General features: G+C 74.0%; 9 protein-coding genes and 1 pseudogene. 3 read left to right on the top strand and 7 right to left on the bottom strand.

Going from position 1 to position 11671, the window contains the following annotated elements; translation table 11 throughout:
- Positions 1-83 precede the first annotated feature (83 nt).
- Entirely contained in the window at positions 84-995 is a 912-nt protein-coding gene (locus SNOUR_RS19700) for an ABC transporter ATP-binding protein (RefSeq protein WP_067348944.1), read from the top strand.
- Positions 996-1020: 25 nt separating this feature from the next.
- Positions 1021-1797 carry an ABC transporter permease subunit gene (locus SNOUR_RS19695; protein WP_067348941.1) on the top strand — a complete coding sequence of 259 codons (777 nt, stop codon included), beginning with the start codon at positions 1021-1023 and terminating at the stop codon, positions 1795-1797.
- 97 nt (positions 1798-1894) lie between these two features.
- Here the strand turns inward: SNOUR_RS19695 and mltG are convergent, their stop codons facing one another.
- The 5 genes from mltG to SNOUR_RS19670 all read right to left on the bottom strand — a co-directional run bounded on the left by mltG (position 1895) and on the right by SNOUR_RS19670 (position 7640).
- On the bottom strand, positions 1895-2821 hold the full coding sequence (mltG, locus tag SNOUR_RS19690; protein WP_079143482.1) for an endolytic transglycosylase MltG: 927 nt from the start codon (positions 2819-2821) through the stop codon (positions 1895-1897).
- Between the two features lie 305 nt (positions 2822-3126).
- On the bottom strand, positions 3127-4419 hold the full coding sequence (locus tag SNOUR_RS19685) for a CynX/NimT family MFS transporter (protein WP_067348938.1): 1293 nt from the start codon (positions 4417-4419) through the stop codon (positions 3127-3129).
- 153 nt (positions 4420-4572) lie between these two features.
- A complete protein-coding gene (locus tag SNOUR_RS19680) occupies positions 4573-5283 on the bottom strand; it encodes a FadR/GntR family transcriptional regulator (protein ID WP_067348937.1) in 711 nt (236 codons plus the stop codon).
- A gap of 444 nt (positions 5284-5727) precedes the next feature.
- The gene (gene lysA, locus SNOUR_RS19675; RefSeq protein ID WP_312632824.1) at positions 5728-7137 is read right to left on the bottom strand and encodes a diaminopimelate decarboxylase; all 1410 of its coding nucleotides are present in this window, start codon (positions 7135-7137) and stop codon (positions 5728-5730) included.
- Positions 7138-7154: 17 nt separating this feature from the next.
- Positions 7155-7640, bottom strand: a complete 486-nt coding sequence (locus tag SNOUR_RS19670; RefSeq protein ID WP_067348934.1) for an SAV_915 family protein — start codon at positions 7638-7640, stop codon at positions 7155-7157.
- A gap of 305 nt (positions 7641-7945) precedes the next feature.
- On the opposite strand from SNOUR_RS19670, the pseudogene SNOUR_RS19665 reads away from it, so the two are divergent.
- Positions 7946-8904 (top strand): annotated as a pseudogene (locus SNOUR_RS19665) (MerR family transcriptional regulator).
- Here SNOUR_RS19665 and SNOUR_RS19660 read toward each other — a convergent pair.
- Positions 8880-9890 carry a LysR family transcriptional regulator gene (locus SNOUR_RS19660; protein WP_067348931.1) on the bottom strand — a complete coding sequence of 337 codons (1011 nt, stop codon included), beginning with the start codon at positions 9888-9890 and terminating at the stop codon, positions 8880-8882. The pseudogene SNOUR_RS19665 and the gene SNOUR_RS19660 overlap by 25 nt on opposite strands.
- 224 nt (positions 9891-10114) lie before the next feature.
- Positions 10115-11653 carry an MFS transporter gene (locus SNOUR_RS19655; protein ID WP_067348929.1) on the bottom strand — a complete coding sequence of 513 codons (1539 nt, stop codon included), beginning with the start codon at positions 11651-11653 and terminating at the stop codon, positions 10115-10117.
- Between the last annotated feature and the right edge of the window lie 18 nt (positions 11654-11671).

Below are 11671 nucleotides of genomic sequence, written 5' to 3'. Positions count from 1 at the left end.
CGCCCGGCACGAAGCGCCGCGCGCCGCCCCTTCCCGTCGCCGTCTCCCGCCACCCACCACCCCTCAAGGAATGGGCTGCGCCCATGAGCACTCTTCGCATCGACCATGTCTCGCGCTGGTTCGGGAACGTCGTCGCCGTCAACGACATCACCATGACCATCGCCCCCGGCGTCACCGGCCTGCTCGGTCCCAACGGCGCCGGCAAGTCCACCCTCATCAACATGATGGGCGGCTTCCTCGCGCCCTCCAACGGCACCGTCACCCTCGACGGCACGACGATCTGGCGCAACGCGGCGAGCTACCGCCACATCGGCCTCGTCCCGGAGCGCGAGGCGATGTACGACTTCCTCACCGGCCGTGAATTCGTGCTCGCCAACGCCGAGTTGCACGGTCTCGGCCGGGCCGCGGCGGCCCGGGCGCTGGCCACGGTCGAGATGGAGTACGCCCAGGACCGCAAGATCTCGACGTACAGCAAGGGCATGCGGCAGCGGGTGAAGATGGCCTCGGCGCTGGTCCACGACCCGTCGGTGCTGCTGCTCGACGAGCCGTTCAACGGCATGGACCCGCGGCAGCGGATGCAGCTGATGGAACTGCTGCGGCGGATGGGGGACGAGGGGCGCACGGTGCTGTTCTCCTCGCACATCCTCGAAGAGGTCGAGCAACTGGCCTCGCACATCGAGGTGGTGGTGGCCGGCCGGCATGCCGCCTCCGGCGACTTCCGCAAGATCCGTCGGTTGATGACCGACCGCCCGCACCGCTATCTCGTCCGGTCCGACGACGACCGGGCGCTGGCCGGGGCGCTGATAACCGACCCGTCGACGGCCGGCATCGAGGTGGACGTCGTCGAGGGCGCTCTGCGCATCCAGGCCGTCGACTTCGGCCGGTTCACCGAACTGCTGCCGCGGGTCGCCCGCGACCACGGCATCCGCCTGCTGACGGTCTCGCCCTCCGACGAGTCGTTGGAATCCGTCTTCTCGTACCTCGTAGCGGCCTGAGGCCAGAAAGGAGCCCTGAGGCAGCATGTCCACGACCTCTCCCGTGGCCCCGCCGGCGCCCGCCGCCGCGCCCAAGGCCACGCTCTTCCACCCGACCGTCGCCCGGCTCACCTACCGGGCGCTGCTCGGCCGGCGCCGGGCGCTGATCCTCTTCGCGCTGCCCGCCCTCCTGGTGGCGATCGCGGTGATCGTCCGGACGCTGACCGGCGCCGACGACGCCACGGCCGGCGGCATCCTGGGCGGGTTCGCGCTGGGCACGATGGTCCCGCTGATCGGCGTGATCGCGGGGACGGGCGCGATCGGCCCGGAGATCGACGACGGCTCGGTGATCTACCTCCTGGCCAAGCCGGTCCGCCGCTCGACGATCATCTTCACCAAGCTGCTGGTCTCGATCGGCGTGACCGCGGCGTTCTCGGCGATACCGGTCCTGGTGGCCGGGTTCATCCTCAACGGCAACAGCCAGCAGATAGCCGTGGCGTACGCGGTGGCGGCCGCCGTCGCCTCGGTCGCCTACAGCGCCCTGTTCCTGCTGTTCGGCACGGTCACCCGGCACGCCGTGGTCTTCGGCCTGGTCTACGCCCTGGTCTGGGAGGCGTTCGTGGGGAACATCGTCCCCGGGGCGCGGACCCTCAGCGTTCAGCAGTGGGCGCTCGCGGTGGGGCAGAAGGTGGGCGCCGAGGGGGCGCTGAACTCCGCGGTCCAACTGCCGCTCGCGCTCTGCCTGCTGGTGGCCGTCACCGCACTGGCGACCTGGTACGCCGGGCGCCGGCTGAAGGCGCTGACGCTGGCCGGGGAGGAGTAGGCGGCTCCGGCCACCGGGGGGGGGGACGGCCGTCCCCCCCCCGGTGGCCGGGAGAAGCAGTCGGCCGGGGGCGCGGTGGGGCGGGGCGGGGCGGGGGCTATCCGCCGGTGGCGGCACTGTTGGCGGAGCCACCGGCGGCGGAGCCACCCGAAGCGGACGCACCCGAAGTCGGGCCACCCGAAGTGGAGCCACTCGGAGCGGGGCCGCTGGAAGGGGAGGCGCCGGCCGCGGAGTTCTTCTGCGCCTCGTTGAACTCCCGCACGTTCCGCTGGTGCTCCTGGTAGTCGGCGGTGAAGCGGGTGTCGCCCGGTTTGACGGTGACGAAGTAGAGCCAGTCACCCGCGGGCGGTGCGGCCGCCGCCTTCAGGGCGTCGGCGCCCGGGTTGTCGATCGGGGTCGGCGGCAGGCCCTCGAACTTGTAGGTGTTGTAGGGGCTGTTGGTACGGATGTCGGCGTGGCTGGTGCGGAGCGTGCTGCGGCCGAGCGCGTAGTTGATCGTCGAGTCCATCTGCAGCGGCATGTTCTTGGCGAGCCGGTTGTCGATGACCCGGGCGACCTTGCCCATGTCGGCCGGCCGGTCCGCCTCGGCCTGCACGATGCTGGCGATCACCACGGTGCGGTAGGAGGTGATGCGGTCGGCGGTGAGCCGCTGGTCGGCGGTCTTGACCATGTACGAGAGCAGCGACGCCGGGGTGGTGTCCTCGCGGAGGGGATAGGTCGCCGGGAAGAGGTAGCCCTCGGGGTTGCCCTTCGCCGCGGCGGGCAGGCCGAGGTGCGTGGTCCTGGCGGCCTGTGCGGTGGTCCCCTCGGGCACCTTCAGGGCCTGGTCGACGGCAGCGTAGATCTGGGAGGCCCGCTGCCCCTCCGGGACCGTGAGCTGCCCGTACTGCCGCTCGCGCAGCAGCCGTGGCACGAACAGCACGGCGAGGATGACCACGACACACAGGACGGCGACAAGGATGAGCCAGCCGACGCGGGAGAACCGCGGTCCGGGCCGGCGACCGGCGTGCTGAACATCGCTCATGGGGGCACGGTAGGGCAGCCGGATGCGATGTGGGGCCATCCCGTCGCACCGGATCACGGTGGATCATGGCTGGTGGCGGGGCCGGAGTGGGCGGCGCCCGCCCACCCGACCGGTCCCGGCGCTCGCGCGCGGGTCGGCAGGGCGTGCGGCGTGTTGCGGGTGTGCGGCTAGCCCGTTGGTGGGGCGGCCGGGGCGTGCGGCGGTGGCGGCCCCGACTACCTGGCCCCGACCGCCGGGTCCGACTGTCGAGGTCCGACCGCGGGGCCCGTCGCCCGCCCCGTCGCCCGCCCCGTCAGCAGTCGCCGTCAGCCGGCCAGGGTCTCCCCGATGCGGCGGTCGCGGCCGGCGCCCAGGCCCAGGAGGGCGAGGCCGGCGCAGACGGCGAGGAGCAGGACGAGCGGCACGGTCCAGCCGGCGGTGGCCTGGTGGACGGCGCCCAGGGCCAGCGGGCCGACGGCGGCGAGGAGGTAGCCGCCGGTCTGGGACATGCCGGAGAGCCGGGCCGCGGTGTGCGCGTCGCCGGACCGCAGCACCATCATCGTCAGGGCCAGGCCGAGGGCGCCGCCCTGGCCGACGCCGAGGATCGCCGCCCACAGCCAGGCACCGGCCACCGGCGCGATCAGCAACCCCGTGACACCGCAGGCCATCAGGGCGGAGACCGCCACGCCCAGCAGCCGCTGACGGCGCATCCGACCGGCGAGCATCGGCACCACGAACGAACCGACCATCTGCACCAGCGTGCTGAAGGCGAAGACCAGCCCCGCCTCGCTCTTGCCCATGCCGTGGTCGGTGAAGATCGTCGGCATCCAGGCGATGATCACGTACGCGATCAGCGACTGCGAGCCCATGAACAGCGTCACCTGCCAGGCGAGCGGGGAGCGGGTCAGCGTCGGGCCGCGCCCGGTGGTGTGGGCGGGCGTCGCCGCGGCCTCGCCGTGGTGCGTCCCCCGGCGGGCGATCACGACCTGCGGGAGCCAGACGAGGGCGGCGACGGCGGCCAGCAGCGACCAGGAGACCAGGGAGCCCTGCCAACTGCCGAGCGCGTTCTCCAAGGGGACGGCGGAGGCGGCCGAGACGGTCGCGCCCAGGATCATCGCGGTCGAGTAGAGCGCCGTCATGCTGGCCGCCCGCTCCGGGAAGTCCCGCTTGATCAGGCCCGGCATCAGCACGTTGAGCAGGGCTATCGACGCGCCCACCACCGCGCAGCCGGCGAACAGCGCGGCGACCGGCGGTGCGATCCGCAGCACGATGCCGCCGCACAGCGCGATCAACGCACCGCACAGCGCCGCCTCGGTGCCCCAACGGCGCGCCACCCGCGGCGCGATGATCGACCCCAGGCCCATGAAGACGAGCGGGATGGTGGTCACCAGGCTGCTGGCGGTGGCGGCCAGATGGAAGTGCTGCGCCATCTCGCTGAGCAGCGGCGAGACCCCGGCGAGCGCCGCGCGCATGTTCACCGCGGCGAGCACGATGCCGGCGAGGAGGAGGGCGGGATGGGTCCGCAGCCGGCGCCGGGCGGTGGCCACCTGCGGGGCCGGGATGAGGTCTTCCTCGGCGTCGATGAGGTCGACCGGGGTGGTCGAGTCGGTCCCTGACATGCGTGCGTACCTGGCCAATCGTGCACTTCGTACGGGGGAGGGGAAGGAAACGGAAAGGGAGAGGGAGAGGGAGAGGGAGAGGGAGAGCGGGGTGAGAGGGCCGGAACAGGCGGGAGAGGGCCGGAGAAGGCGGAGAAAGGCCGGGCTCGGGTGTCAGTCGCCGGCGAGGAGGGCCTCGACGGCCCGTTTGGGCTTCTCCAGGAGGGCGCGGGTGGCGCGTTCGGCGGCGTCCGGGTCGCCGTGGGCGATCGCGTCCAGGACGGCGCGGTGGTCGCCGTGCACGACCTTCGGCATCGCCTGGTCGTCGAGGGCGGTGACCAGCGCCTCCCGTACGGAGCTGCTGAACCAGCCGTAGGTCGCCGTCAGCGCGGTGTTGTGCGCGGCCTCGACGACGGCCTTGTGGAAGGCGATGTCGTGGTCGGCGTAGAGCTCCAGGCTTCCGGAGTGCGGCCGGCCCTCGGCGTCCTCCAGCTCGACCTGCGCGTCCAGGGCCGCCCGCATGCGTTCCAGGTCGGCGGGCTCGTGGCGGAGTGCGGCCAGCCGGGCGGCCTCCGCCTCCAGGGCGATGCGCAGTTCCAGGACGTCCCGGATGCCGGCCCGTTGGATGCCGCGCATGATCTCGGCCGGGTCCGCGGTGGAGACGACGAAGGTGCCCTCGCCCTGGCGCGAGCGCAGCATCCCGGCGTGGACGAGGACGCGTACCGCTTCGCGGATGGTGTTGCGGCCGACCTGGAGCTGTTCGGCGAGGGCGTGCTCGGTGGGGATGCGGGTGCCGACCTGCCACTCACCGGCGGCCAGCTGGGAGCGGAGGGCCTCGACGACCGTGTCGACGAGGGATTGCCGTCCTGCTGCCTTGAGCGTCATCGCCGTGGTCCCGTGCCCGTTCCTGTTGGTTCCGCCCGCGCGTGTTTGCCCGGTTGCCCAGTCATCCTACAACCGATTGTTTCACGGTGCAGCTAAAAGGGCCGGCGTAGGGTCCCACACCGGACCGTGCGGGGCCCTACGGCGAGACGCGAAGGCGTCGGAAGAGAAGATGTCGGAAGAGAAGGCGTCGGAAGAGAAGGCGTCGGAAGAGGAGGCGTCGGGCCAGCGGCAGGAACGGGCAGCCGCCCACTCACGGGCAGCCCCACCCGCAGGCAGCCCCACCCGCAGGCAGCCGCCCCACCCCGGAGGCCCGCGACCTCGGCCCCAGGGCAGAGGCCGGGGCAGAGGCCGAGGCCGGGACCCGAGCCCGAACCGGCCCCGCACCGAACCGGCCCCAGCCCCAGCCCCTGCCCCGAACCGGCCGGCCCCCGCCCCCTCAGCCCCTCACAGGCCGATGTCGCGTTCCTGGATGTCGGCCAGGGATTCCCGGCGGACCAGGAGCCGGGCGTGGCCCGATGTGACCGCGACGACCGGCGGGCGGCCGACGAGGTTGTAGCCGGAGGCCATCGACAGGTGGTACGCGCCGGCCACCGGGACGGCGACGAGGTCGCCGGGGCGGATGTCGCCGGGCAGTTGGACGTCGGAGGCGAGGATGTCGCCGGCCTCGCAGTGCCGGCCGACGACGGTCACCGGCTCGGTCGCGACGGTCGAGTGGCGCCCGACCAGCCGGGGCGCGTAGCGCACCCCGTACAGCGCCGGCCGCGGGTTGTCGCTCATCCCGCCGTCCACCGCCACGAAGGTGTGGACGCCGGTGCGCTTGACGGAGAGCACCCGGTAGAGGACGACGCCGGACGGGCCGGCGATGGCGCGGCCCGGCTCGACGGCCAGCCGCGGCACCGGGAGGCCGGCCGCCGCACAGCCGCCGGCCAGTTCGGCGCGGATCTTGGCGGCGAGTCCGGTGATGTCGAGGGCGGGCTCGCCCGGCCGGTAGGCGACGCCGTGGCCGCCGCCCAGGTCCAGTTCGGGGAGGGTGATCCCGTGCTGTTCGTGGACGCGGGCCAGCAGGCCGACCAGTCGCCGCACCGCCGAGAGGTAGGGCTTGACGGCGGTGATCTGGGAGCCCAAGTGGCAGTGCAGGCCGACGAGTTCGAGGCGCTGCTGGCCCAGTACGCGGGTGATGGCGTGCTGCGCGGAACCGTCGGCGAGGGACAGCCCGAACTTCTGGTCGTCGGTACCGGTGCGGATCTTGGCGTGCCCGCCGGCGGCGATCCCCGGGACGACCCGGATCAGCACCTTCTGCCGGCTGCCGGCCGGGACCGCGGCGGCCAGCCGGGCGATCTCGGAGGTGCTGTCGATGACGATCCGGCCGACGCCGAGCCGGAGCGCGGCCTGCAGGTCGGCCGGGCTCTTGGCGTTGCCGTGCAGCACGATCCGCTCGGGCGGGAAGCCGGTGGTGACGGCGAGTTCCAGTTCGCCGGCGGAGCAGACGTCGAGGCCCAGGCCCTCCTCCGCGACCCAGTGCGCCATGGCGCGGCACAGGAACGCCTTGGCCGCGTAGTAGACGTCGGCGTCGGGAAAGGCGCGGAGGTAGGTGCGGCAGCGGCGGCGCACCTCGTCCTCGTCCAGGACGTAGGCGGGGGTGCCGAAGCGCTCGGCGAGTTCGGTCAGCGGGACGCCGCCGACGGCGAGGTCCTCGCCGGGGAGCGGCACGGTGGACGCGGGCCAGATGTCGAGCGGGTCCGGGCCCTGGTCGGGGGTCGCCGCCGACGGCGCGGGGGACGGTCGGGTCCCGGTCGTCCGTGGTGCGGGCGGCGTCGTGGTCCGGGTGGTCCGGGGCAGCGTGGTGTGGGTCATGGTGGGGTGCCCCTTCCTCAGACGGCCGGGCGGAGGTGGCTGCTGCGGGAGGCGCGGGGAACTCCCGGGGCGAGCCGTGGTTCGCGGCGGACGTCGGGGGTGAAAAGCGGCTCACGGGGAGCGTCGCGGCCGATCAGCGGGTCACGGGTGGTGCGCACGACGCCGGGCGCGAACCGCGGGTCACGGGCGGCGTCGGGGGTGCGGCGGGGCTCGCGGGGAGCCTCGGGGGCGAAGCGCGGATCGACAGTCACGGTGGTCGCGCCGACCGGCTCGGCCAGCGCGCGCAGCGCGGACTCGGAGAGCCGCACCCAGGGCTGGCCGCCGCCGAGAACCTCGGCCAGCCGCTGCGGTGAGGTGAAGCCGACGGCCGTGCGGCCGCCGAGCGGGGTGCGGAACAGGCGGGCGGTGCAGCCCGCGGGGCCCGGCCGGACGGGGACGAAGAGAGGCCCGGCCGGGACACGATCAGCAGGCTCGGGGTCTTCCGCGTGGAGATGGTGGGACACGGCGTTGCTCCTCGACGGGACGGCGGCCCCGGACCGATGGACTAGGCGTGCGCCGGGGCTCGGCACAGACGCTATGCCCGGCTCCGGGGGCTTCCCTCCGCTCCATGACGCTTCGTTGACGTTTTGCGGACCGGACTTGACGCGATGATGCCGCCGCTGGCCGGAGCGCGTCGTCGAGTGGCGCATTCCGGTCGCGGAGCGGTCCCGGGCGGGCAACGGACCGTGACCGCGTCCGCTACGTCCCCCGTGGGGTTGCGGCCGTCCTTGACCTTGACACTGTGGAAACCACTCCACTGGAAGGCGTCATGTTCACCATCGGAGACTTCGCCCGGTACGGCCGTGTCTCGGCCCGCATGCTGCGTCACTACGACGCGTTCGGACTGCTGCGGCCCGCCCGTACCGACCCCGTCACCGGCTACCGCTTCTACGCGGCGGCCCAACTCGCCCGGCTCAACCGCGTCATCGCGCTCAAGGACCTCGGATTCAGCCTCCACCAGGTGGCGGCCATCCTGGACGAGCAGGTGGACGTGGCGGAGCTGCGCGGCATGCTGCGCCTGCGGCAGGCGGAGCTGGCCGCCGCGCGGGCCGCCACCGAGGCGCGGCTGGCCCAGGTCGAGGCGAGGCTCCGGACGATCGAGAGTGAGGGAAGCATGTCCGCCGACGACGTGGTGCTCAAGAGCACGGAGCCGGTCCTGCTCGCGGAGCTGAGCGGGATCGCCGCCGGCTACGGTCCCGAGGACATCGGACCGGTCATCACACCGCTCTACGAGGAGCTGGTCCGCCGGCTGGCGGAGGCGGGGGTGACCCCGGCCGGGCCGGGCCGATGGGGTCTCCCCTGCTCCTTAAGAGCTTGGGGAAGTACTACGAGGCCGCGCCGGAGGCCGCCGGCGCCGAGGGGGCGGGCGCCGGGGACGCGGTCGTGGTGCACGCCGGCATCGTGATCGCGCCGGAGGAGCTGACAAGGGCCCTGCGGCGGAAGGGAGTCGAGCCCGCGGCCCCCGCCGCCCCTGCTTCCGTCTCCGCCGCGGCGCCGGCCACCGGGCTCGGCTTCGACGCCGTCACGCTGCCGGGGCTCGACCTCGCCGCGACCGTCGTCCACCACGGCCCGATGAGCCGGATCGTGCCGACCGCGCAGCACCTCGCGCACTGGATGGACACCAACGGTTACCGCTCGGCCGGGTATGCCCGCGAGCTGTATCTGGAGTGCCCGGACGACAAGGAGAAGTGGGTCACCGAGATTCAGGAACCGGTCGTCCGGGCCTGAGGACGAGGCCCGGGGAGGGTGCTGCCGAGCGCCGCGGCCGGGTTCCGGCGCCCGGTCGCGGCGGCCGAAGTCCCGCCCACCAGATGCCGGTTCACCGTCTCGGCGAACTCCACGGCCGCGGGGCTGAGCGCGGCCCACTGCCGCACCGCCCAGCCGGTCGTCAGCGGCGGCAGCGCCGGGACCGGCACCAGCCGCAGGCCGGGGTGGTCGGCGGTGGCCCGGTGGCCGGGGAGGCGGGGGACGACGGCGGGGCCGACGCCGAGTTCGGCGAGGAGCAGCGCGGTGTCCCAGTCGGCGACGCTGGTGGCGCTGGGGCCGGGCACCGCGGGATCCGGTGCCGGGGCGCCGTCCCGATGGCCGAGGTGTCCGTCGAGGCGCATACGGGACGTGGAGTTCTCCGGCAGCCGGATGAGGCGGAGGCCGGCCAGTTCGTCCGGTTCGATGCGGTCGCGGGCGGCGAGCGGATCGCCCGCCCGGACCGCGAGCACCCACGGCAGGCCGATCACCGGGTGTTGTTCGATGCCCCGCACGGGCGGGCCGATGGTGATCCAGGCCAGTTCGGAGTCGCCGTCCGCGACCGCCTCGAAGCAGCGGCGGCTGGAACTCTCGGTGTGGAACTCCAGGTTGACGTGCGGGTGACGGTCCCGGAAGGCGACCACCGCGTCGGACATGAAGTGCCGGACGGTGGTGGCGCCGGTGGTGACCCGGACCGTCCCGCCGTCGCCCCGCCGCAGGTCGGCCAGCCGGCGCAGGGCCAGGTCCAGTCCGCCCAGGCCGTCGGCGGCGGCGCGGTGCAGGATCCGGCCGGCGGCGGTCGGTGCCACGCCGCGCGGCCGGCGCTCCAACAGGTCGACGCCCGCCTCTCGTTCGAGGCGTTTGACGCGTTGGCTGACGGCGGACTGGGTGCAGCCGAGGTCGCGGGCGACGGCGCTGAGGCTGCCCGCCTCGCAGACCGCCACGAAGGCGCGCAGATCGTCGAGAGTCACCCCGTCACGCTACGGTGCCGTCGCCCGCCAACCCAAGTTGTGGCTAAGGAGTTTGCAAGGAAACCCGAGGATTGACTTGGGTGTGCCGCCCCGGGACGATCGTTCCAGGGCCCAAGGGCGGCAACCCGGAACCGTGGACGGCCGTGCGGTTCCGGGTGCCGACCCGCCCTCTCGCGATGCTGCCCGCACGGCCCCGTCCGCGGGGGCCGCGGGTACCGCCGGCGTCAGGCCCCCGCCGGCGCCTGGGCCCGCGGCCGGGCGTCGGCGGGCCCGGCGTCCGCGCCGTCCGCCGCTCCCGGCCGTCCGCCGTCCGACCCCGGCGCGCGCCGGACCACCGCGAGCACCAGCAGACCGGTGGCCAGCGCCACCAGACCGGAGATCAGGGTGATCTCCCGCAGCCCGGAGAGGTAGCCGGCGGCGAGCGCGTCCCGGCCGCCGGCGCGCGCCCCGGAGTCCCGCAGCGCGGTGCCGAACACCGTCCCCAGGACCGCGATCCCGAACGCGAACCCCAGCTGCCGGAAGGTGTTCACCGCCCCGCTCGCCATTCCGGCCCGCTGCGGCGGGGCCGCGCCGAGCGCCGCCGACACCAGCACCGGCATCGCCGCGCCGACGCCGAGTCCGCTCACCGCCAGGCCCGGCACCAGCGCGGGCCAGCTCGCGCCGGAGCCGAGCAGTACGACGTGCAGCAGGCTGCCCGCGCCGATCAGCAACAGGCCGATGCCGAGCGGGAGTTGCGGCGCCATCCGCTGCAGCGCCCGGCCGCCCAGCACACCGACCAGCAGGGACATCAGCGCCAACGGGGTCACCGCCAGGCCCGCCCCGATCGGGCTCAGACCGAGGATGTCCTGCGCCCACAGGCCCACGAACGTCAGGTAGGGGAAGGCCGCCGCCTGCATCAGCAGCGCCGCCGCCATCAGCACCGCGAACGACGGGCGGCGCAGCAGCCGCAGGTCCAGCAGCGGGTGCGCGGCGCGCCGCTCGGCGACCGCGAACACCAGCAGGGCGAGGACGGCGACCGCCAGCGCGGCCAGCGTCCCGGTCTCGGTCCAGCCGTGTTCGCCGCCGCGCATCAGCCCGTACGTCAGCGTGCCCGCGCACACCGTGAAGGACGCCGCGCCCGGCCAGTCGATCCGCGCACCGAGGTCGCCGTAGGACTCGCCCACGTACCGCAGGGTCAGCCAGACCGCGACGGCGGTCAGCGGCAGGTTGACCAGGAAGATCGCCCGCCAGTCGGTCCACTCGGTGAGCATTCCGCCCAGGACCGGGCCGACGGCCGCCGCCGCGCCGCTGGTGCCGCCCCAGACGCCGAACGCCACCCCGCGGTCCCGGCCCTGGTAGGCGGCCATCAGCAGCGGGGTGTTGGTGGCGAACATCGCCGCGGCGCCGATGCCCTGGACGACCCGGGCGGCGACCAGCAGCTCCGCGCCGGGGGCCAGCCCGCAGGCCAGCGAGGCGAGCGCGAAGACCGCCAGCCCGGCGACGTAGAGGCGGCGCCGGCCATAGAGGTCGGCCGCCGAGCCCGCCACCATCAGGAGCGCGGCCAGCGCCAGCGCATAGCCGTCCATCACCCACTGGAGCGAGGTGAAGGAGGCGCCGAGGCCGTCGGCTATCCGGGGCAGCGCGGTGTTCACGATCGTCACGTCGACGAGCAGCATGAAGTTGCCGAGTGTGATGGCGACCAGGGGCCACCACTTGCCGCGCCCGGTGCCTGTGGCACTACGGCCGCCGCCCCCGCCGGGAGCGTTGCCCGGTGCGTACCGCATGATCAAGTCCTCCGTTGG

It is taken from the genome of Streptomyces noursei ATCC 11455 (assembly GCF_001704275.1).
Classification (GTDB): domain Bacteria; phylum Actinomycetota; class Actinomycetes; order Streptomycetales; family Streptomycetaceae; genus Streptomyces; species Streptomyces noursei.
Note: the sequence above shows the minus strand (reverse complement) of the source record. Positions and strands in the feature narration are given on the sequence as shown.

Bases quoted from the DNA above. Each gene is read 5' to 3' on its own strand.
- SNOUR_RS19695 (WP_067348941.1), top strand. From the start codon at position 1,021: ATGTCCACGACCTCTCCCGTGGCCCCGCCGGCGCCCGCCGCCGCGCCC.
- SNOUR_RS19680 (WP_067348937.1), bottom strand. From the start codon at position 5,283: ATGACGCTCAAGGCAGCAGGACGGCAATCCCTCGTCGACACGGTCGTC.
- SNOUR_RS19700 (WP_067348944.1), top strand. From the start codon at position 84: ATGAGCACTCTTCGCATCGACCATGTCTCGCGCTGGTTCGGGAACGTC.
- SNOUR_RS19655 (WP_067348929.1), bottom strand. From the start codon at position 11,653: ATGCGGTACGCACCGGGCAACGCTCCCGGCGGGGGCGGCGGCCGTAGT.
- lysA (WP_312632824.1), bottom strand. From the start codon at position 7,137: ATGACCCACACCACGCTGCCCCGGACCACCCGGACCACGACGCCGCCC.
- SNOUR_RS19685 (WP_067348938.1), bottom strand. From the start codon at position 4,419: ATGTCAGGGACCGACTCGACCACCCCGGTCGACCTCATCGACGCCGAG.
- mltG (WP_079143482.1), bottom strand. From the start codon at position 2,821: ATGAGCGATGTTCAGCACGCCGGTCGCCGGCCCGGACCGCGGTTCTCC.